Annotated in this window: 29 protein-coding genes; 12 read left to right on the top strand and 17 right to left on the bottom strand. The window is 47.8% G+C overall.

Annotation, left to right across the window (positions count from 1 at the left end):
- Window positions 1-5: 5 nt before the first annotated feature.
- From P8P30_03800 to thiL, 5 genes are read left to right on the top strand one after another with little or no spacing between them, the layout of a single operon-like run.
- Entirely contained in the window at window positions 6-422 is a 417-nt protein-coding gene (locus P8P30_03800) for a periplasmic heavy metal sensor (protein ID MDG1286672.1), read from the top strand.
- Window positions 422-988 carry a sigma-70 family RNA polymerase sigma factor gene (locus P8P30_03795; GenBank protein ID MDG1286671.1) on the top strand — a complete coding sequence of 189 codons (567 nt, stop codon included), beginning with the start codon at window positions 422-424 and terminating at the stop codon, window positions 986-988. The genes P8P30_03800 and P8P30_03795 overlap by 1 nt, the downstream gene beginning before the upstream one ends.
- On the top strand, window positions 985-1,266 hold the full coding sequence (locus P8P30_03790) for a hypothetical protein (GenBank protein ID MDG1286670.1): 282 nt from the start codon (window positions 985-987) through the stop codon (window positions 1,264-1,266). The genes P8P30_03795 and P8P30_03790 overlap by 4 nt, the downstream gene beginning before the upstream one ends.
- 19 nt (window positions 1,267-1,285) lie before the next feature.
- The gene (locus tag P8P30_03785) at window positions 1,286-1,735 is read left to right on the top strand and encodes a hypothetical protein (protein ID MDG1286669.1); all 450 of its coding nucleotides are present in this window, start codon (window positions 1,286-1,288) and stop codon (window positions 1,733-1,735) included.
- Window positions 1,732-2,682: a thiamine-phosphate kinase gene (gene thiL / locus P8P30_03780; protein ID MDG1286668.1), complete on the top strand. Its 951-nt coding sequence runs from the start codon at window positions 1,732-1,734 to the stop codon at window positions 2,680-2,682. The genes P8P30_03785 and thiL overlap by 4 nt, the downstream gene beginning before the upstream one ends.
- A 1-nt stretch (window position 2,683) precedes the next feature.
- Here the strand turns inward: thiL and P8P30_03775 are convergent, their stop codons facing one another.
- The 14 genes from P8P30_03775 to P8P30_03710 all read right to left on the bottom strand — a co-directional run bounded on the left by P8P30_03775 (window position 2,684) and on the right by P8P30_03710 (window position 13,347).
- Entirely contained in the window at window positions 2,684-2,836 is a 153-nt protein-coding gene (locus P8P30_03775; protein MDG1286667.1) for a hypothetical protein, read from the bottom strand.
- 38 nt (window positions 2,837-2,874) lie between these two features.
- Complete coding sequence (astA, locus tag P8P30_03770; protein MDG1286666.1) at window positions 2,875-3,891, bottom strand: arginine N-succinyltransferase; 1,017 nt, start codon at window positions 3,889-3,891, stop codon at window positions 2,875-2,877.
- 18 nt (window positions 3,892-3,909) lie between these two features.
- Window positions 3,910-5,760 carry a glycosyltransferase family 2 protein gene (locus tag P8P30_03765; GenBank protein ID MDG1286665.1) on the bottom strand — a complete coding sequence of 617 codons (1,851 nt, stop codon included), beginning with the start codon at window positions 5,758-5,760 and terminating at the stop codon, window positions 3,910-3,912.
- Window positions 5,757-6,572 carry a hypothetical protein gene (locus P8P30_03760; GenBank protein MDG1286664.1) on the bottom strand — a complete coding sequence of 272 codons (816 nt, stop codon included), beginning with the start codon at window positions 6,570-6,572 and terminating at the stop codon, window positions 5,757-5,759. Before P8P30_03760 ends, P8P30_03765 begins: the two co-directional genes overlap by 4 nt.
- A gap of 80 nt (window positions 6,573-6,652) precedes the next feature.
- On the bottom strand, window positions 6,653-7,135 hold the full coding sequence (locus tag P8P30_03755; GenBank protein ID MDG1286663.1) for a hypothetical protein: 483 nt from the start codon (window positions 7,133-7,135) through the stop codon (window positions 6,653-6,655).
- Complete coding sequence (locus P8P30_03750; GenBank protein ID MDG1286662.1) at window positions 7,135-7,656, bottom strand: hypothetical protein; 522 nt, start codon at window positions 7,654-7,656, stop codon at window positions 7,135-7,137. Before P8P30_03750 ends, P8P30_03755 begins: the two co-directional genes overlap by 1 nt.
- Before the next feature lie 30 nt (window positions 7,657-7,686).
- Window positions 7,687-7,914 carry a F0F1 ATP synthase subunit C gene (locus P8P30_03745; protein MDG1286661.1) on the bottom strand — a complete coding sequence of 76 codons (228 nt, stop codon included), beginning with the start codon at window positions 7,912-7,914 and terminating at the stop codon, window positions 7,687-7,689.
- Window positions 7,915-7,971: 57 nt separating this feature from the next.
- Window positions 7,972-8,712, bottom strand: a complete 741-nt coding sequence (locus tag P8P30_03740) for a F0F1 ATP synthase subunit A (protein MDG1286660.1) — start codon at window positions 8,710-8,712, stop codon at window positions 7,972-7,974.
- On the bottom strand, window positions 8,713-9,006 hold the full coding sequence (locus tag P8P30_03735; GenBank protein MDG1286659.1) for an AtpZ/AtpI family protein: 294 nt from the start codon (window positions 9,004-9,006) through the stop codon (window positions 8,713-8,715).
- A 63-nt stretch (window positions 9,007-9,069) separates the two neighbouring features.
- A complete protein-coding gene (locus tag P8P30_03730; GenBank protein ID MDG1286658.1) occupies window positions 9,070-9,801 on the bottom strand; it encodes a thioredoxin domain-containing protein in 732 nt (243 codons plus the stop codon).
- A gap of 55 nt (window positions 9,802-9,856) precedes the next feature.
- On the bottom strand, window positions 9,857-10,189 hold the full coding sequence (locus P8P30_03725) for a DUF721 domain-containing protein (GenBank protein MDG1286657.1): 333 nt from the start codon (window positions 10,187-10,189) through the stop codon (window positions 9,857-9,859).
- A 15-nt stretch (window positions 10,190-10,204) separates the two neighbouring features.
- Window positions 10,205-10,885, bottom strand: a complete 681-nt coding sequence (locus P8P30_03720) for a ribonuclease HII (GenBank protein ID MDG1286656.1) — start codon at window positions 10,883-10,885, stop codon at window positions 10,205-10,207.
- Entirely contained in the window at window positions 10,836-12,443 is a 1,608-nt protein-coding gene (locus tag P8P30_03715; protein ID MDG1286655.1) for a lytic transglycosylase domain-containing protein, read from the bottom strand. Before P8P30_03715 ends, P8P30_03720 begins: the two co-directional genes overlap by 50 nt.
- An 82-nt stretch (window positions 12,444-12,525) precedes the next feature.
- A complete protein-coding gene (locus P8P30_03710) occupies window positions 12,526-13,347 on the bottom strand; it encodes a uracil-DNA glycosylase (GenBank protein ID MDG1286654.1) in 822 nt (273 codons plus the stop codon).
- Window positions 13,348-13,515: 168 nt separating this feature from the next.
- Between P8P30_03710 and P8P30_03705 the strand changes: the two genes are divergently transcribed.
- Complete coding sequence (locus P8P30_03705) at window positions 13,516-15,129, top strand: electron transfer flavoprotein-ubiquinone oxidoreductase (GenBank protein MDG1286653.1); 1,614 nt, start codon at window positions 13,516-13,518, stop codon at window positions 15,127-15,129.
- 173 nt (window positions 15,130-15,302) lie between these two features.
- Here P8P30_03705 and P8P30_03700 read toward each other — a convergent pair whose 3' ends face one another.
- Window positions 15,303-15,503 carry a hypothetical protein gene (locus tag P8P30_03700; protein MDG1286652.1) on the bottom strand — a complete coding sequence of 67 codons (201 nt, stop codon included), beginning with the start codon at window positions 15,501-15,503 and terminating at the stop codon, window positions 15,303-15,305.
- A gap of 191 nt (window positions 15,504-15,694) precedes the next feature.
- On the opposite strand from P8P30_03700, the gene P8P30_03695 reads away from it, so the two are divergent.
- The 6 genes from P8P30_03695 (at window position 15,695) to P8P30_03670 (ending at window position 19,813) form a co-directional block, all read left to right on the top strand.
- The gene (locus tag P8P30_03695; protein MDG1286651.1) at window positions 15,695-17,422 is read left to right on the top strand and encodes a tetratricopeptide repeat protein; all 1,728 of its coding nucleotides are present in this window, start codon (window positions 15,695-15,697) and stop codon (window positions 17,420-17,422) included.
- A gap of 16 nt (window positions 17,423-17,438) precedes the next feature.
- Entirely contained in the window at window positions 17,439-17,690 is a 252-nt protein-coding gene (locus P8P30_03690; protein MDG1286650.1) for a hypothetical protein, read from the top strand.
- 158 nt (window positions 17,691-17,848) lie between these two features.
- Window positions 17,849-18,190, top strand: coding sequence for a hypothetical protein (locus P8P30_03685; GenBank protein ID MDG1286649.1), 342 nt, complete (start codon window positions 17,849-17,851; stop codon window positions 18,188-18,190).
- Between the two features lie 6 nt (window positions 18,191-18,196).
- Entirely contained in the window at window positions 18,197-18,460 is a 264-nt protein-coding gene (locus P8P30_03680) for a hypothetical protein (protein MDG1286648.1), read from the top strand.
- 59 nt (window positions 18,461-18,519) lie between these two features.
- Window positions 18,520-19,386: a 4-(cytidine 5'-diphospho)-2-C-methyl-D-erythritol kinase gene (locus P8P30_03675; protein MDG1286647.1), complete on the top strand. Its 867-nt coding sequence runs from the start codon at window positions 18,520-18,522 to the stop codon at window positions 19,384-19,386.
- The gene (locus P8P30_03670) at window positions 19,370-19,813 is read left to right on the top strand and encodes a hypothetical protein (protein MDG1286646.1); all 444 of its coding nucleotides are present in this window, start codon (window positions 19,370-19,372) and stop codon (window positions 19,811-19,813) included. Before P8P30_03675 ends, P8P30_03670 begins: the two co-directional genes overlap by 17 nt.
- Window positions 19,814-19,889: 76 nt before the next feature.
- On the opposite strand, the gene P8P30_03665 is transcribed toward P8P30_03670, so the two are convergent.
- Complete coding sequence (locus tag P8P30_03665; protein MDG1286645.1) at window positions 19,890-20,168, bottom strand: hypothetical protein; 279 nt, start codon at window positions 20,166-20,168, stop codon at window positions 19,890-19,892.
- A complete protein-coding gene (locus P8P30_03660) occupies window positions 20,149-20,544 on the bottom strand; it encodes a hypothetical protein (GenBank protein MDG1286644.1) in 396 nt (131 codons plus the stop codon). The genes P8P30_03665 and P8P30_03660 overlap by 20 nt, the downstream gene beginning before the upstream one ends.
- Between the last annotated feature and the right edge of the window lie 189 nt (window positions 20,545-20,733).

Here is a 20,733-nt window from a genome sequence, read left to right as displayed (position 1 = left end):
TACTTATGAAAAAAATATTTTTAACGACAGCGGCATTAGTGATGATCAGTGGCGCAGTGATGGCCGCACAGTCCGGCGATCATAAAGCGAAAATGCAAGAGGCGCTCAAAGCTTTCCCTCCTGAAAAGGCGGAGCTGGTCAAAGCAACTTTCAAAGAAATGCGTGAAGAACGTAAAGCCAATAAAGATAAGCATAAGGCACATCGTGATGCGATGAAATCTTTGCTGACGGCACCAAGTTTTGATAAGTCAGCCTTTCTCGCAAAAGCCAAAGAGATGACCCAGATGCATGGCAGTAAAAAATTGGTGAGTGCGGAACGTATCGCCAATTTAGCCGAGCAGCTCAATCAAGAAGAGCGCGAAGCTTTGGCTGAGATGATGCCCAAAAAAGGCAAAGGTAAGCGCGGAGCAAAGCGCGACTAATGCAAGCATGGCAGGATAAAGATGATACTACGCTGTTGGAGCACCTTCAGCAGGGTAGTCATCATGCCTTTAACACGCTGGTAGAGCGTCATACGATGCGCTTCTTCCGACTGGCCTACCGTTATGTCTCGCAAAAGGAAGCGGCGGAGGATGTCACGCAGCGGGCGTTCCTGAAGCTATGGGAGAAGCCCTCGCGGTGGGATGCCAGCAAAGGCGTGAAATTTACGACTTGGTTTAGCCGTATCATTATTAACCAAAGCCTCGATATGCAAAAAAAGCGAACGCCATTGTTGCTAGCCGATGGTTTTGAAGTGGCAGATGAGAGCGGTAATCAAGAGCGCGGGTTGATCGATGCGCAACAGAAGGTGCAGTTAGAACACGCGATACGCCAACTGCCTGCACGTCAGCAAACTGCGTTGAATCTATGCTTTTATGAAGAGCATAGTAACGGGCACGCGGCTGAAGTTATGCAGGTGAGTGTGGGCGCGGTGGAATCTCTCCTCATGCGCGCCAAAGCCAACCTAAGGCTAAAACTGGAAGAATATGAAGCGAGGATGCAAGCATGACACAAGATAAATTTGATAGTTGGTTAGCCCAGCGTCCAATGGAAGAGCCGAGCAGCGATTTAACGTCTCGCATCAGCGCAATGGCGACGCAGATTCCACAACAATCTGAGTCTTGGTGGAAAGGCTTCGCGATGCCAATGCCGGCTTATGCTTTTGCCTCATTACTTGTACTGGGGGGGATCTTTGTGCTGCCAATGAGTCATTCCGCACCCGATTCTGTAAGCGATGAAGAGTTGTTCTCAGAAGTTTTTTACTACCCAGACGACACGTTATTTTAAGTTAATTTTGGAGAGTTCTATGAAATATCTAACCAGTGTGTTGGTGTTGTTATTACTGCCACTTTCCGCCATATCGCATGAGAGTAAAAGCCATTATGAAGAGAATGAGAATTGCCGTGAATTTACCAAAGAGATTCGCATTCGTGGGAAGAAGGAATATGCCTTTGGTATTGCGTGTCAACAATATGATGGTAGCTGGGAAATTGTTAATGATGAACAGTTTAAGCAGCACGAGTCACATCATTCGCGCAAGGTTTATGTGCCCAATTATGGGATTCATATTAATTTAGGGAAGCGCTACCACCATGATCGATGGAACCAAAAATCTCGTCAATATGGCCAGAAATGGCGTGGGCGAAAATGGCTCAAATACCTGAAAAAAAAGCATAAGCGAAAGTGGAAACATAAAACCCATGGTGGAAATTCGTACTCGCATCTGATTACGAAATCTCGTAAAGATAAGAAGTGAGTGAATTTGATTGGATAGCCCGTTATTTTGCGCCGCTCGCCTCAAATGAGGGGCTGGGCTTGCGCGATGATGCGGCGCTGTTTAAGTCAACCGCCGGCAAAGAATTGGTCATCACGAGCGATGCTATTACGGCGGGAATCCATTTTTTTGCAGATGATGCGCCGGCCTCTATCGCGCAAAAATTGCTACGGGTGAATCTGTCTGACCTCGCGGCAAAAGGTGCTGAACCTCGTGGATACCTGCTCTCACTGTTGTTACCATTCGATACGCCCGAAAGCTGGGTGGAAGGCTTTGTGACCGGTTTGGCGAGCGATCAAATACGTTTTGGAATTGCGCTTTGGGGGGGGGATACAAGCCAGATAAAGGGGCCTATCACAGCCTCCGTCACCGCGATTGGCGAAGTGAAAACAGGCCAAATGCTCCGCCGTAGCGGCGCGCAAATTGGTGATGTTCTCTATATGACGGGGGGCTTAGGCAATGCGGCCCTAGGTCTAAAAATCCGTAAAGGCGAGCTGGAAGCGAATGATTATCTGCTAGATCGTTATCTCCATCCGCGTCCGCAGGTTGAATTGGGGCAGCGGCTTGTTGGCATCGCGACGGCGGCTATGGATATCTCAGATGGTTTGGTTCAAGATGCAGGACATCTGGCCATAGCGTCGGATGTGGCGTTGGCTATTAACGTGAACCAACTTACTTTCTCGCGAGAAACACGCGATATTTTGAATGAAAAACCAGAACTGTTTGAACTTTGTTTGAGTGGGGGCGATGATTACGAATTGCTCTTTACGGCACCACTGGCAGCTAAAGACATGCTGATTTCTCTCTCGGAAAGAACCGAAATAACGATTACGGCAATTGGCACTGTCGGTCAGGGAAGCGGCGTTACGGTTCTAGGTGAGGATGGAAGACCATTAGAGTTGGTTAATATGGGGTGGCAGCATTTTTAAATTAACCGATCTCATTCTTGGTGCTGTTTTGGCCTAGCTCATGTTGTTTTTGCATTAAGGTGTAATTCTTTTCCGCGCATGCGGATATATCGAGGGTAAAGTATTTAACCTCAAAGGGCTTATATTTAGGCGTGAATTCTTTGTTCTGAGGCATTTTTCAGTGTTGCCCGCAGAAAAAGTGCATCGGCGGTTTTAAGCTTCAACAATTCGTAAGCTATTGCCTTCATGGACGCCGAGTTTACGGGCGTCATCTACGAAGAGAATAATCGTTCCTTCATCGGTCACACTGGCTTTGGCTTGGGTAATGCGTAGGTTGCTTAGTTCCGTCGACATGAGGATATATTTCGTGCCATCAAGCGGTGCGGAGCTGAGCTCGGACACCTTGACTTTCTGGCTATGACGTACCGTGCGAATACGTTTGGTTTGTGCCTCTACGGTAGGGCCACCATCGAAAATATCCAGATAGCTGGCATAGGCAAAACCCTCGCGTTCGAGCATTTTAACGGCAGGCTTAGAGGCTTCATTGACTTTGCCAATCACTTCTTGCGCTTCGGGAGCGAGGAGCTTTTGATAAATTGGATAGCGGGGCATCAAGTCGGCAATAAATTGGCCGCCTTCGGTCGCGTTAATGTAATCGGCGTCGCGGAATGGCATTTTGAAGAAATGCTTGGCGAGGTTCGCATAGAAAGGAGAATGACCTTCTTCGTCATGCACACCTCGCATCTCAGCGATAATTGTATCGGCAAAAAGTTCGGAAAATTCTGCGGCCATCAAGAAGCGGCAACGCGAAAGGCATTTGCCTAAACCATCACGGCGATAGCTCTTGCGTAGGAAAAGAGAACCTATCTCACTGACGCCCGTATAGTCATTGACCATGTGCAAAACATGGTTGTTGGAATAAACCTTCGGCTGGCTACTCGCTTGTACGATCGTAGATAACTTATACGAGTAGAAAGGGCTAGAGAGGCCAACATGCGCTTTGATACCCGTGGAGCCAACAATTTCGCCGGTTGTCGTATCTTCTAAGACGAGGAGGAAGCGTTGCTCGCCGTCACTATCGGATCCACCAGCAAAGCTGCTTTCCGAATATTTGATTTTAGCTTCTAATACGCCAGCATCTTGCGGCAGTGAGGTCATGCCATAGCCTGCCTTTTCGGCAAGTATCATCATGGCATCATGATCGTTCATGGTTACGGGTCTAATTAACATGGCGCGAAGTTATGGAAATTACTCGCTCTTTTCAAGCTCATTCTGCCATAAACCGTGTTCGGTCTTCTCCCAATAATGCGGACGGGTAATCAGTTCCGATAAAGCACGGAAACTAGCGGCAGAATGCAGCAGCCAATAAAGCGGGAAGCAAAGGTGCGCCCAGCCCATATTGGACCAATTGCGTTTTTGCACGACCTTAACGGCAAAGAACAGGTGTAACAAAATGCCATAAAGCAATGTTCCAACGCTAAGGGGAAGAATCAATTGCGCCAACTCACTTTGCCAGTTGGGTGGGTGAATCAGCCAAATGACCGAGAGAGTAAATAGAATAGGGGTAGTGAGGAAAACCAAGCACGGCCCGCCAATGAAAAGCTGAAAGGCGCCAAAGCCTTGCCAGCCGAGCTTGTTCCATAACCAAATCGGGCGGCGCATATGCACCAGCCATGTTTGCATGTAGCCTTTAATCCAGCGGCTGCGTTGTTTGATCCACGGCCATAAACGTACCGGTGCTTCCTCCTCTGTTTCGGAATAAAGCGCTGCCGTGCGGTAACGTAAAGAGGCGAGGCGAATGCCTAAATCGGCATCTTCTGTCACATTGAACGGGTCCCACTCGCCAAGATCTATTAGTTTTTCACGGTAAATATGATTGCTGGTGCCGCCCAGCGGTACGGGTAGGTTAAAGTGATCTAAGGCTGGAATCATAAAGTCGAACCAAGCAGCATATTCGATGGAAAAGAGCCTCGTAAGCAAGTTCTTTGTGCGGTTATAGTAATTGAGGCGGCATTGCACGCAGACTAAATCTTGTGGCCCATAAAAGAAACGATGCACTACATCGCGCAGTTGCTGCGGGTCAGGGCGGTCTTCCGCATCATAGATGGTAATGATGGAACCTTGGGCAAAATTCAGCGCGTAGTTACAGGCTTTTGGCTTGGTGCGTGGCTCTGAATAAGGCACGCGGATAATTTCAAACATCCCTTCAAGGTTCAGAGATTTCGCTCTCTCAAATGTTTCGAGATCATCCTCTTCGAGAATCAATTTAATATCGAGTTTCTGCTTAGGGTAATCGAGCGCGCGTAAATTAGTGACGAGCTGCGGCAAAATCCGCGCTTCTCTATAGATCGGAAGTAAGATGGTATAAATAGGTAAAGCAGAATCTGCAAGACGGGGCATTTCTTGATACTGGTTCCACAGAGCTTCGCGCTTATCATTGCCGATAAGGAATAAAAGCCATTTGAAGCTCAACGTTAGAAAGTGAATACCGCTCATCACCAATAAGGTGCCAATAACAATCGTTTCCGGAGTTAAGAATAGTCCAGCACTCAGCGCACTCAGTAGGAGCAGCAGTAGCACCGGCAAGTGCTTGCTGCGATTAAATAGAATACGAGCGGATTGAATGGGAAAGCGGAGCGCCAGCTTATGAATGCTTTGATGTGATAGTTCGTGCGAGAAAAGAGCGTTGAGTGTGCGATGAATATCAAACTCAGCGGTCTGTACAAAGCGGTGGTTCGGATAATGTTTCTGCGCCCATGCATGCTGGGCGTCGCTAAATTCGACGCCTGCGATAAGCATCAAGCCACTTTGGGGATCTGCTTTCCAAGGGAGTATCTGTAACGCGAGATATTCTTCTAGATGCGCGGGGTTGAGAACGGCCTTATCAGGAGGAGATTCCAGTAAATTGACGAACTCTAGATCGCGCTGTTTAGCCAGTGCTTGATAAAGGGCGAGGCTATTGCAATGTCCATTTCTAAAGAGTATTTGGCCGAGGCGATCACCGGTCTGAGCATTCAATGCTTCATCTCGTGCTTCTGTCGTGATGCTGCCTTCGCCGGTCAGAATCTCGCCTAATTTGCGCGTGAATGGATTCATCATTTCCTCCATAAGCTGATCGTGCCGCCGCTGCCGCCTCCGGTATTGCGCCCATATAAGTGATGGAACCCGGCGATTTGCAGCGATAATTTACCGGAAAGCGGGGTAACGAAAGAGAGCTGGCCTTTGACTAAGTCGTAAGCATCATCGCCGCTTTGGGTGAAGTTTCGATCACTGCCGCTGGCTTTCCAAGTGCTGAAAATTTGAGGCAGCAGGGTGAGGCGGTCATGCAGTTTGAAACCCACGGCTGCATCAAGGTGAATGAGGTCAGCGGTGTTTTTGGGCCTCCACTCATAGGCCGCTTCAAGATTGCTGAAATGTGATATACCTAGCCATGTAAAGTTATGGCCACCAAGGAAGCGTGCTTCGCCACTAAACTCATCAGAACCGCTGCGAGCAAGGGTATCACCGCCAAACAGGCTCGGCAGTTTGAGCTGTGCTTGTGCTGATAAAACACTCCCAGCATCTTGCCAAAGCCGTTTGCGAGCATAGAGCTTGGGATCTGCTAAACCGCAATTAACGCCGGTAATACGAGACGGGAGGTTTGTGGCGGTGGAATGTACGGCGGTTAGTTGAGTTGCTGCGCCTAGCGTCAAGCCATCACGGTATCCATACTCAAAACGGGTGCCGCTCTCTAGCTTGGTGTAGCGTGGCTGGTCAACGCGTTGTCCGTGTGTATCGTAATAATGGTCGGTGCTGTAATAGGTGATGATATCTTGATAGATTTCCCATTTTCTGGGTGTAACCGTCCATGCGCCGCCATAGGCTGCGGTAGAAAAAAGTAATAAAATGGATAGAAATCCACTAAAAAACAAACCGCTTCCTTCCCGTAGTCGGGTGGGGGTTAGTTAGTTTTTATTTTAATACAATAATTAATGCAACTGGGGGTTGGATTTTAATGCAGCTTCTGGCTGATATCTTCTAAGGCGCTATCAATTAGGTCGCTGCCTTTAGCAGCATCTTCGATCATGCTGCGACTTGCGCTAATTGCAACATCGACAACATTTTGCTGCACCATGCGCACAGCCGCCACTTCAGCTTGTGCGATTTTTTCCATAGCAAGGATTTTGCGTTTCTCTAATGTATCGCGCAAACCTTGCTCCGCACGGTCAGCCATCGCTTGTGCATCGGCTTTAGTTTGGTCGATAATGCGTTTCGCTTCTTCCAAATTATCACGCTGCTTGCGTTGAAATTCAGCGAGAAGGGATTGCGCTTCTTCACGTAAAGCCACAGCTTCACGTAATTCTTTCGCGATGTTTTCTGCGCGTGCATCAAGTGATGTAGCGAGAAATTTACCAAGAGGCTTCCAAGCAAGCGCGACAAAAATAACGAAAGCAATGGCTACCCAAAAGGCCGGATCGTGAAGATGCTGTTCCATTAGGCTGCTTTCCCTTGATTATGGTGCATGCGGTTATGTTCTGAAGCAAGCTTAAGCATCGCTTTCTGATCGCATTTAACGTCGATGAGTTTCTCCGTCAACACGCAAGCAACGTCAGCCGCAGTTGGTTCTAAATCACATTCTGCTTTCATACGAGCTTCGGTGATCAAGCGCTCAGACTCAGCGACTTTTTCATTCAAGATATTCTCAAGTTCTTTATGCTTCTCGTCAGATGTCTCGCGAATTGCTTCCGCGACATCATTGAGCATCGATTGAGCTTGCCCACGAGCTTCTGCCAGTGCGGTTTCATAATTCTCACGGGCTTGCTCAGCTTCAACTTTAAGGCTGGCGGCACGATCAAGATCATACTCAATACGTTGTTGACGACTTTCCATCACCGTATGGATGCGCGGCACAATGTGCCGCGACATCACATAATAAAGTACGGTGAACGTCACCACTAACCAGAATAACTGGGAAGGGTATGACGTCGGATCGAGCTGTGGCATTCCTGCGCTCATGAATCAGAACCTCTTCTTCTATTACTCAGATTATACAGCGTAAAGAAGGAGAAGTGCGACTACGAGTGCGAAGAGACCCATTGCTTCCGCAAGACCTGCACCGATGTAAACGTATTTAGATAGTTTACCTTCAGCAGAAGGGTTGCGGGCGATACCGTTAAGCATTGCTGCAAAGATGTTACCTACACCGATGGCTGCGCCACCCATGCCGATTGCAGTGAGGCCAGCGCCGATAAATTTAAGTGCTACTAGTTCCATGGTTAAACTCCTTAGTGTTTTGAGATGTTTGTACGTGTTAGGGGTTGGTTGTCAATATTAATGTAGATGAACAGCGTCACTAATGTAAACGCAGGTCAGAATCGTGAAGATATAGGCTTGTAGGAATGCGATGAAGAATTCGAATCCTGTGAGTACGACGAGAAGAGCTAAAGGGGCCCAACCGCCAATGATACCAAGGCTTACAACGAAGCCTGCGATAACTTTTAACATCGTGTGGCCGGCAAGCATGTTAGCCGCGAGACGAACCGAAAGGCTGATCGGGCGTGCGAGGTAGGCGAAGAGCTCGATAAAGAACATGAGCGGCGCCATCCACCAAGGTGTGCCTTCAGGTAAGAAGAAGCCAATGAATTTAAGCGGTCCGTGCTTGCAGATGGCGAGCAGGGTGACGAATAAGAAAATCGCCATCGCCACAGCAAAGGTGACAATAATGTGGCTGGTAAAGGTGAAAGAGTAAGGAACCATCCCAATCAAGTTACCGAAAAGAACGAACATGAAGATCGTGAATACGAGCGGGAAGTATTTCTTTCCGCCTTCACCGACCGTATCTTTGACCTGATCGGCGATGAATAGATAGCTGAGCTCTGCCATAGACTGCCAACGCGTTGGCACAAGCGCACGGCCACGAATGCCGGCACCAAGGAAGATGCAAATCAGAAGCGCTGAGCCGACCATTGCCAATGTAGAATTGGTAATGCTGATATCATAACCCGCAAGGAATATATCTTTGATAGATGTAACCTCGAACTGGGCGAGGGGACTGTGATTCGAACCTGACATTTACGACTCTTCTTCATTTTCTGTCTGATTGTAACGCGCAGAAGTCTGCATCATCATCTTAACGCCTGCTGCTGCTCCGATGAATAAGAAAATCACCAAAAACAACGGCATGGTTCCGAAGAACCGATCCACAAAAAAGCCAAACCCAGTCCCTACCATAACGCCTGCCACCATTTCTGTGCCCATTCGAAAGGCTTGGTGAGCGCCGGAAGGTTCGTCCTCTGGCTTCTTTTGTGCCTGCTTGATTCGCGTGTTTAACTCCTCAAGCGGGTCAGATGATGAGCGAGGTTTCATACTTGCTCAATCGCGCGGGAATGTAGCATGACGCACCCCTCTGTCAACCTGCTTTGATACATCTTATTTAGCAACGGCTGCTTTAATGGCATCGACGAAAGAATTTATATCCTGTCCGCCTTTGACGATTTCAGTACCAATGCGGAAATAAGGGGTGGAATCAACACCTACTTGCTTATCAAACCATTGGCGGCTTGCGATCACTTTTTCCTGTAAAGTTTCATCCGCTACGCAAGTGTCATAATCCGTTTCGGTCATTCCGCCGACTTTGGCGATGGTCTTTAGCCCGTCTGAATAATTGACCGAACTCGCCCATTGTTCTTGGCCGCGCATGATTGCTCCTGAGAATTTTTTGCGTGCATTATTACCTTTTTGACATTGAATCAACATCGTAGATTCTAAGTCAGGCGCATTGCGAACAAATGAATAAACGTGCAACTGTGCAACACCTGTATCAATCAGTGCTGCTTTTAATTTAGGCAAAACGTTGCGATGGAAACTGGCGCAATGTGAGCAGGTGAAAGAAGCAAATTCTTCAATAATGACAGGTGCTGTACTATCGCCGTAAATAATAGGAGAAACGTCGACTGCACCTGCTGGGACGCTAGGGGTAATCGTTTTGCTGTTAACCAGTGCGCGCAGAGCTTCGATATCGAAAGCAGGAGTGGTTGTTTCGGCGGCGGCTTCGGTTTCGGTTGCAGCGTTCGCTTCGTTAGAAACCATGCTGCTATAGAGGTTTGCGCCAATGAGCGAGCATACGCCTACCATAGCGAAAAGGATGATAAGTTTTTTCATCAGAGGAGACTTTCCTTGTTACGTTTGGGAAAGCATAGAGAATGTTTCTGGGGAATCAACCATCCTGCATCAATTGAATGCGCTGTATCTTCTTATGTCCCAAAATCTCGGCGACGCGTTGCAGGATGATGGGTTGCATATGCTGTATTTCTAAAGCAATAGCAGAGGTGGTGGAGATATGTAATGTCGCGGAGCTTCGGGTGTAGATAAGCTTCGTCGGACGGCTTGATTTAGCCGCGAAATCTCCCGTAATTTCGGACCAGTGTGTGCCAAGGCGCACGAGCTCAAGCTGTGTTTTGTCAAAGGTGTTCTTATGGAGCTTTTGCAGCCCTTTGCCAATGGGTTGGGCGAAAAGTCCTGTGGTGCCGTAATGTCTGGGTTTGCTCATAGGGGCAAGAGTAGCTTAAGCGGCGTCTAGCGGCAAGTTGCTCCGTAAGAGCCTGTCACGCACGGGGGCAAAGGTGCGCCGATGATGCGGGGTGATGCCAAGATCATCTAGAGCTTGGATATGTTGCGGCGTGGGGTAGCCCGCATTACGCTCCCAGCCATAGCCAGGATATTCCTGAGCAAGTCTCTGCATGAGATGGTCGCGTGAGGTTTTGGCGAGAATAGAGGCGGCGGCGATGCTGAGAGATTTGCTATCTCCTTTAATAATAAACGTCGCGGGGCAGGGTAGTGATTTTGGTAGGCGGTTGCCGTCTATTAATGCATGAGTCGGCTGAGAAGATAGCTGCTCTACACAGCGTTGCATGGCTAACATAGAGGCGTGCAGAATGTTTAGTTGCTCAATTTCCTCTAAATTGCACTCACAAATACTGTAGGCAATCGCGGCTTGTTTAATCTCTTGTGCTAAGCGTTCACGCTTTTTGGCGCTGAGCTTTTTCGAATCATCAATACCTTCGGGGATATTCTTTGGATCAAGGATAACGGCAGCGGCTGTGACGGGTCCTGCTAAAGGCGCGCGCCCAGCTTCATCGACTCCAGCAACGAGGCCGTTATAGGCTGCTTCATATGCGAAGTCAGGCAAGGTAGGCTTACGAGCGCGGCTCGTTAGACCATGTGAGGCCTGCCGTGGTGAGTTCATTGCTCTGGCGCTGAATGACCGGCCATTTGCCTTCAGAAAGAAGGGTTACGCCTGGATCGCCATCATTCATGATTTCACGATACATCCAGTAATTTGCCATCACGTTCATCACATAGTCGCGTGTTTCATTGAAAGGGAGTGTTTCGATGAAGAAGAGCGGATCTTGTGTCATGGAAGGACGTTTTGCCCAGCGTTTTGCGGTGCCGGGGCCTGCATTATAAGCCGCCGCGAGGAGCACCACATTACCGCGAATGTAAGATTTATTCGCAAGATAATTCAGGTAATTTTGTCCGATATTGATGCTTGCTACAGGGTCATTCAGGTTCGTCTTGGATTTAACCTTCATTTTCTTCGCAATATACTGTGCTGTGGTTGGCATAATCTGCATCATGCCTTGTGCTCCCGCGTAGCTTTTCGCCTTTGTGTTAAATCCAGACTCTTGACGCGCGACGGCGAATACGAGGGCGGGATCTACAATATAACCATTCTTAGGTTCCCATTTGGGGAGGGGGTAAAGCGCATGGCCTGATATAACGCCCTTACGTTCCATATCTACACCCATACGCAATTGTAGTGCTGGCTGGTTTAAGGCTTGAACGAAGGGAACAAAGGCGGGGCGATCTTTTGCTTCTGCGCGAGAATATTGCAAGAGAAGTTCAGTACGCGCCGCATCCATTTGATCGACCTTAAGGAGTGCATCAATACGTTTTAGACCATTGCGAGTCTCAGCAGACTCAATCTTTTTGAGGTAGTCATAGAGTGTTTTCTCACCGCGAAGGGTGACGGTTTCGTCTAATGTTTCGCCGAGTAAGTGAATGGCTTGTGCGCCGTAAAAGCTGCGAGGAAAACGTGCCGCTAGCTCTAAGTGCTTTTCAGCTGCTTCATCATTGCCTAATTCATTGGCTGCACGGAAAGCCCAGAAAGAAATCGCGGCGCGATCCCAATCGCCCATGGTTTGAGTGCGGCCTTCAAGTGAATGAAAGGCGTGATAGGCTTTCGCAAAACGCTCTGCCTGCCAATGTTTGAGTCCAGATTTCCAGACACCTGCGATGCGTGGGCTTTCATGGCGAGTATTTTTAAAGCTTTCGCCGAAGCCTTTTAAGTTGCGCTTTTTCGTTTTTTGCAAATTAGAAACCTTAACGCCTCGACTACGCGCAATTTGTTGAATGCGGCGAGCTTGCGGGTGGTCGCTATAATTCTCAAGCCATATTGTCAGTTCCTGCTGCGTGCTTTTGTAAGTGCGGGCTAGGTAGCGTTGAGCAAGGATATGCCCCATAAGAACAGGGGTGTCAAGGTCTTCAATAAGTTCGTTAGCGCCTTTCCAATCTGCTTTCGCTTGGAGGTCAAAGATTTCCTGATAGCGAGCCATATCCGTGCTGTTTAACTTTGTGGAATCGTCTGTTTGAGCGATAGCAACAGGCGTGTTGTCTTTAGTAAAGAGAGCTCTTGCGGGGGCTACGGGAATGATTTCGGATACAATGAGGGCTCCTACAATGAATAATACGAGTAGGGTGGCGCCGATGGCTGCTTCTAGGCGTGACTTTAATGCTTTGACCAAACTATTTTCCTTAATGATTGTTAAATCTTGCGCTCTTATAGCACAAAATTAACCATTTGTTAACCATTAATCAGGGTGGTTCTTAGTATAATGACGTTAAGGCGGCTTTTATACGCAGCAAGTCTTGCCAAGCAAGCTTTTTCTGGTTTGGCTGACGTAGTAGATAAGAAGGATGATAAGATACAATCGCTTCTATCGAACTATCTAGAATTTCAGAGTTTTTTCCTCGTAAGCGAGAAATGCTATCTTGTTTATCAAGCACGCTACGCACGGCCACTCCGCCAAGTAGGAGGATCAACTTCGGTTTTGCCAATTCGATATGTTTGCGTACGAAGGGCTGACACGTGGTGATTTCTTCCGGCGTTGGGGTGCGATTTCCCGGTGGGCGCCAAAAGACGGTGTGGGTAATATATGCATTTGTTTCGCGCGACATCCCAATCGCGGCTAGCATTTTATCCAGCAATTGCCCGCTTGGACCGCAAAATGGAGTGCCTTGTCGGTCTTCCTGTGTGCCGGGGGCTTCGCCTATTACCATAAGGTCTGCGCCCTCTGCGCCTTGTGCGAAGACAGGTTGCGTTGCGCTCTTGCAGATGCTGAGCTCTTTGAAATTCATCACGGCTTCGCGTAGTTCGGCGATGGTGGTGGCTTTAGCGGCGAGTTCAGTGGCTTTCTCCAGCGCTGCAGCTGGTGGAGTGTAGTTGCTTGCCGGGGAGATTGCTTTAGTTTCTGGTATAAAGGCTGGTGCGGCTGTGGCTGATACAGTGTTGGGTGGAGTAGATGCCGTTGGTTGTGTAAGAGATTGAGCTGTCACCATAGCGAGATGGTTTTGTGGCGTTTCTTCCACCCATTCATCGACACCCATGGCTTGATACCACTCTAATATCGCTATTCCTTGATTACCCATGGGCTTTAAGTAGCATGGGGGAGTGAAAACTTACAGTGTTTTAAGGTAAAGGCGTTTCATAAGCATACTCGCGGATAGGCTGACAGAGTCAGCCCGCCAGATTTCTGGCGAAGATTGCGCGGCGTGTGAGAGCCCTTTATTTTGGAATGAAATAAAGGATGAGAGATTATGTCAGATGACGCAATGGAAGTAATGGAATGTGATGTAGCGGTGGTTGGTGCCGGGGTGGCCGGGCTGTCTGCTGCGATTCGTTTGGCGCAATTGGCTGCTGAAAAGGGCGAAACGCCAAACATCATGCTATTAGAGAAAGGCTCCGAAGTGGGGGCGCATATTCTGTCTGGTGCTGTGCTAGAGCCGCGCGCGTTGGATGAGCTGATCCCTGATTGGAAAGAACTGGGTGCACCGCTCGATACGCCCGCGGAAAAGGATCGCTTCTTATTCCTGACCGAAAAAGGCAAAATCGGTCTACCGACTCCGCCACAAATGCATAATAAAGGCAACTATATCGTAAGCCTTGGTAATGTAGCGCGCTGGTTGGGGCAGCAGGCAGAAGCTTTGGGAGTGCAAGTATTCCCCGGATTTGCCGCCGGTGAAGCGATCATCGAAGAAGGTGTTGTTAAGGGCGTGCGTACAGGTGCTTTTGGCATTAGTAAGGCGGGCGAAAAGAAAGATAGCTATCAAGCGCCGATGGAAATCCGTGCCAAAACGACGATCTTTGCGGAAGGCTGCCGTGGGCATCTATCGCAGCAGCTGATGAATACGTTTAACTTACGCGAAGGTGTAGAGCCTCAAACTTACGGTCTTGGCTTGAAAGAACTTTGGGAAGTCGAACCGGAAAAGAGCAAGCCGGGCAGTGTCGTGCATACGGTGGGCTGGCCGATGGATTCGAGTACTTATGGTGGCTCATTCATTTATCATCTGAAGGACAATCTGGTTGCGATTGGCTATGTGGTGGGGCTGGATTATAAGAATCCGTATCTCGATCCGTATATGGAGTTTCAGCGTTTCAAAACGCATCCGGCAATTAAACCACTGCTTGAGGGTGGTCGCCGAGTCTCTTACGGTGCGCGTGCACTTAATGAAGGTGGATGGCAGTCTGTTCCTAAATTAACCATGCCCGGTGCGGTGATGGTCGGCTGTGCGGCTGGTTTCCTGAATGTGCCGAAGATCAAAGGTTCTCATACAGCCATGAAATCGGCCATGTTAGCGGCTGAAGCGGTGGCGGCGGGTGATTTAGAAGCGTATCCGAAAACTTTAAAAGAAAGCTGGGTATATAAAGAGCTACATGCGGTGCGCAATATCCGTCCAAGCTTCCATAAAGGCTTATGGGCTGGGCTGGCCTATAGCGCGCTGGATACGTATTTGTTGCGTGGCAAAGCGCCGTGGACCTTTAAGCATGGTAAAGCGGATCATGAATGGACGAAACCTGCGAGCGAATGTTCTTCCATCGATTATCCAAAGCCAGATGGAAAAGTGAGTTTCGATCGTCTGAGTTCGGTATTCCTATCGGCGACGAATCATGAAGAAGATCAACCTATCCATCTGACGGTAAAAGATGATGCATTGTCGCTCGGTAATTCATTAGCGAAATATGCAGGGCCCGCTGCGCGCTATTGCCCAGCAGGAGTGTATGAATACCCAGAAGAAGATGGGGCTCCGCGCTTCCAGATCAACGCGCAAAACTGCGTGCATTGCAAAACCTGCGACATCAAAGAACCGGGTAATAACATTAAATGGACCGTCCCAGAAGGCGGCGGTGGGCCTAACTACCCGAATATGTAGGAGGGGCGTTCGTAGCGATATAAGCTTTGTTATCGAAATATGGGGCTTGAGCCGGGATTCGATTTTCCTGTTTCACCCTTAGGCCCCGTCATGTGTCGGGGGTGCAGTGGATTGATGCGAGGCACAAAAAAGGCCGCCTTGCGGCAGCCTTTTTCATTTTATTCGGGCGCGAATTATGCGCCGACAGCCATGCTACCGTAAGGGATAGGATCGCCAGAGGCTTTCTCAGTTACGAGGTCGCCATTATCTTCGTAAACGCCTGCCATGAAGCGGCGGTTGCCGTTAATGTACAAAATTGGCTTTACTTTTTTGCCGTCATAAGTGCGTAGCTCTGTTACTAGGCCACGGTTTTCGGGGTTATTTTTAGTTCCCATGGTAATATTCTCGCATCATAAAATTATTTATCAAAATCGCCGCCATCTTAATGAAATCTTAGTGTTGTGCAAGCTATATTTAGATAAGCTTGGAAGGCAGATACATGAGGAATTCAGTGGTAGGGTTTAAAAAACGTTTCGTTTCGGTTAGCGCGATAGCAATGCTATGCGCATGCGGTGGTGCTAGTTTCATGAATCCACAGGCTGCGACCAGTCTGGATGGTCCTCTGCAGACGGTTCAAAAGTCTCCTTTTGCGGGGAGTTATACGACCGTTACGGGGCAATATTTGTCTGCGAGTGTCGCGCGTCAAATCGGAAATTCGAAGCAAGCTTTAGGTTATTTGAATAAAGCGATTGGCCTTGGCAGCAGCAATGATGACCTTTGCTTAGATGCTTATGGTTTGGCGCTTAGTGCTGGTGATATTGATCTAGCTGAGCATTTCGCCTCCAAGGTGAAGCAGGGTGCTGATAATGTGATTCTCTCGCCGAAGTTGCTTCAGGCAGTCGTCGCGATGAAAAAAGGCAATTTTGCTGCAGCCGAAAATTTACTGAACCAGGCGCCCGAAAAAGGCTTCGGCCAATTGGTTCTCGCCTTGCTGAAATCATGGGCATTACATGCGCAAAATAAGCCGGTGCCGATTGAAGAACTGACTGCATTGATGCAGCAAGGCGGCGAATTCGAGTTATTGGTGAAATACCAACTCGCGGTTTTATTCGAGTCGATGGGCAATGACCGCGCGCCCTATTTTGATGAATTAGCGAAAATGCCTTACTTGCCGCATCATATCGTGCTGACGTTAGCGGAGCACTATAAGCGTATTGGTAATGATAAGCAGCGCGCGCAATTGATGAAGCGTTACGAAGGGAAAGCTGGATTGCAGCTCTCTGCGGATGCACCGATTGTTCCGGTCTTAACGCCAGTCGAAGGGGCGGCGGAGGTGTTTTACAGTATTGCGAGTTTACTCGTTTCCGTTGATGCGCTCGATCCGGCGAAGGTGCCGCTACATTTAGCCTATTATCTGCGGCCTAACTTTGCATCGGTGAATTTCATACAAGCGCAAATTGCGGAACAGCAAGGTGAAACAATCACTGCGATTAATGCGTATAATGCATTGCAGGAAGATAGCGCCTATGGCCTGATGGCATCATTGCAATTGGCTTATTTACAGCAAGAAGTGCAGAATATTCCTGCGGCTCTTACTCAAATTGAGAAATTGCTAAAACATCATCCAGAGTCGCTAAGTATCTGGCTAGCGAAAGGTGATGTGCTACGCAACGAGAAGAAATACAATGAGGCGATTGAAGCTTATACGGCGGCAATTGATACGTTGCAGGAGAAAAAAGCGGAACACTGGCCGGCATTCTATTCACGTGCGATTGCACATGAGCGAGCAGGCGACTGGCAGAAAGCGGAAGAGGACTTCTTAGAGGCGCTGCGTTTGCAGCCCGATCAACCCGAAGTGCTCAATTATCTCGGTTATAGTTGGTTGATTCAAAACCGTCAGCTGAGCCAAGCGAAAGCGATGATTCAAAAAGCCGTGCGCGCGCGTCCACGTGATGCGCATATTATCGATAGTATGGGCTGGGCGTTTTATCGCCTCGGTGAATATGAAAAATCTCTCAGTTATTTGGAGCGTGCGGTGAATTTAAACCCACGCGATGCAACGGTGAACGAACATCTCGGCGATGTCTACTGGCGTATGGGGTATAAGATCCAAGCGCGCTATCAGTGGGAACGCGCCCTGACCTTTGGTCCTAGCGAGCCTGGGCAAATTGAGGGCCTAGAAGGTAAAGTTGCTTCTGGGTTGCCCGCCGCAGATGTGCCAAAATCAGATGTGATGCAAGCGGAGTTTCTGGCAGAAGAAAAAGATCAACAGCGCGCGGCGATCCAGTCTGAAGAAGAGAAAAAAGTCGAGTAAGCGATTGGAGCATAAAATGCGTGATATCAAACCAGAGAATAAATATTATTACTATACGAACGAGCAGAATGAACTGGTTCGATTCTCAACCGCAGATGGGCCTGATAGCGCTGAGGTGATGCCTTATAGGGTGAGCGAAGCAGGTAAGTTATCTAATTTTGAAAGAACAAGTAATGATGCTGCTTTGCCTAAATACCTCGCGGCTGGCTATGTCTCCCGGGGAGCGTTGCAAGGGGTGATGGAAAAGAGATATTTCAAACCGGTTTGACTCGATTGCACCTAAGCTCTGCTGACGCAACATCTGGTAGCAAGGGGAATGGGTTTGAGGGCACTATTTTTAATGGCAAGACTCAGGCGCACAGTGCATTTAAGGCTGGCGCATTCACACAAAATTCTCCGACATACGCATATGAGCCGTTTAACGGTATGACTGCCTCTATTACGACGACCACAAGAGAATATTCGCCTGGGTTAGGGTATGAGGAAATCAAGAAGGCGGTGGCAGCGCAAAATGGAAGGGTGTCTGACTCTGTTATGTTAGAAGTGATGGGAGGTAATTTAGCCCCTAAACAATCACTGCTTTCAATCCATCCGCAAGATGAGTATTTTAAATCTTACCGCGTCTATTCGTCGCAGCAAGAAGGTTTACCAAAGGCCTTGTTAGAAGATCTTACGCAAGTCCAAGGGCATACTATCGGATCGGTTGAAGCGCTTACGGATCCGGTCAGAAATCGTAGTTTTGAATCACGTGTGTCGATAAGCCATTAATAAGTCATGAGCTTCGCGAGTAAATTACGGCAGGATCCTCTTATTTATGTGATGCGGTTGGAGGCAACCCAAGAGCAGCCCGCTCGCTTGGTTGCGATTGACGTGAACCCTAAAAAAATGGATGTTTTTCAAAAACATTTGAAGAACCCGCAGAGTGATTTCAATCTTTTTGATTATGGAAAAGTGCTCGAAATGATCGTGGGTGAGATTACCGATGCAATGCTTGAGGATATGAAAGCAAAATATAAAAATGAAATAACAGCTGATTAAGACTGTTTTAGCTTCAATGCTTGCATCCACTCTCTAAATAAGCTCTACGATATTCTATTATGGCAGATGTTTTTGCTCCCGCGAAAGTGAACCTTTTTTTGCATGTGACAGGCAGGCATGAAGGCTATCATACTTTGCAAACAGTTTGTTTCTTTCCGTCGGTTGGAGATCGTTTAGTTGTGTCTAAACGTCTGTTAACCAAAGCAGATGAATTAGAAATCAGCGGCCCCTTTGCGCATGGCCTACCACCAGAACCTCAGCATAATTTAATCCTTCAGGTTCTGAGCAAATTACGCGAAAACCATGCGATTCCTTATTACAGTATTCACTTGCAAAAACGACTGCCTATTGCGGCGGGCTTGGGCGGTGGCTCTGCGAATGTGGGCGCGGTCTTGCGTGTTATTTCGCGCGAAACGGGAATAGACTTTTCTGATGAACCTTACTCAAGCGAGCTCACGGCACTCGGCGCTGATATCCCGGCCTGTTATCTTTCTCAGCCGCTCTTTGCGGAAGGGATTGGCGATGAAATTCTACCTTGGCCGAAAATGCCCGACTTTGGGGTGTTATTGGTGAATCCACTAGAGCCGCTTGCTACGCGCGAAGTGTATGAACGTAATGAGCAATTTACCACGCCTGCCATGATGAGCGCCCCCAAGTCACAAGCCGGGTGGATGTCGCTTATTAAAACGACCAAAAATGATCTACAGATGGTGGCAGAGAATATGGTGCCGGAAATTCCGGAAATGATTGATGAATTAGAACAAACATATGAAGCAATTACTGCGCGTATGAGCGGGAGTGGGGCCACTTGTTTCGCGCTTTATCCAAGCCTCGTAGAAGCGCAAGTGGCGGAAGCAAAAATGCGTGCAGCTCATCCGACGTGGTGGGTTCAGGCAGGAAAGGTACATCATGGGGCAGAGGCGTAAAAAACGTTATAAAAGTAAACCAAATCCGTGGCCGCAGATTATTATGACAGGCCGCGCGGGTTTGAAATATTGGGAAGAATATACGCTCGAAAAATTAGAATCGGGTGATCTGCAATTCTTCATGTTTAATTGTACGATCGGGCGTACCGAAGAAGAGCCCGGCTATGATCATATTGGCGGTAGCGGCTATATTAAAGCGCGTGTTTATGATGGCAAAGAATGGCAGACGCTCATTATGGATGATCTGTTCCCGGATCGTGTGCATCATTTTTCCAAAAAAGAAATGCCGCTAGACACCTTCCTGCTTTGCCGTGAAGCGGTAGACAAACTCGCCGGAACCCCACTACAACGCGAGTACCGCATGCATTACGGCCCTGTGCCCTATACCGATGCAGATGATGACGAAGATGAGGGTGGGGACGATTAAATTGTCCCCCAAAAAAGAAACCCCTCACACCAACAGGTGCAAGGGGAACTTTTTTGATTTTTAGCTTTTAGATAAATTATTCGTTTTTTGGACCTTCTTCTGAAAGAGGGTTTTGAATTGTAATTTGATAATCTATATACTTCTTGAATGGTTGCGGGTATGTGTAGTCCCTCATCATTCCTGTGATGACTTCTTTTCTTAAATCCGCCTCGGTTATTTCAAGTCGGATAAAGTTTTTGTCAGCGCCGTCTAAAAGTTGACGATCTAAAACTGCTTTTGCATTGTGAATTTTAAAGGGTGCACCACCTTGCGCGATTAAGTCATTGATTTCTGCTCTAGGTGATAAGGTCTGCATCGCTTTGGTAGCAGATAGGTAAAGTTATAAATGTTGCCGCAATGAATAAAGTCGAGTCATTTTTCTCACGGGTCATAACTTCTGTAAATTTATTGATTCCGTCATAAGGAGTGAAATTTATCCCTGTTGTATCATAAACAATACAAGCTCCGTTTAATTCATGGCCATCTATTAAGAGGGAGCCTCTATATTGGGTGAATTGGTTTTGAGTCACAATAATGTCCTTCCCGGCTAAGAATTTTACCACTTTCTTCATGCTTGGAGCAGTCGAGATTTTGACAGTAATGGGAGTAGACTTTGTGGTGCAGGATGTAGCTAATGTTATTCCTAAAGTAGCTAAAAGTAGAAAAAATAATTTGAAATTTTGATAATTCATAATCGTATTTTTTTTAAAGATAAAAAAGCGCAGAGCTTTCCTTCATTTATTGAAAGAAACTCGCTACTGCGCGGGTTTAAAAGCAAAATTAAAAAATAGGGGCTGACACCTAATAATATTCTTTGAGCAACTTTTTCAGGTCTGCCAGTAAGTCACTTGGTGTGCCCATATTAAACCTCCACTCACATT

It is taken from the genome of Rickettsiales bacterium, assembly GCA_029252805.1.
Classification (GTDB): Bacteria; Pseudomonadota; Alphaproteobacteria; order Rickettsiales; family JALZUV01; genus JALZUV01.
The sequence above is the reverse complement of the archived record's forward strand: the minus strand, read 5'-3'. Positions and strand labels throughout refer to the sequence as shown.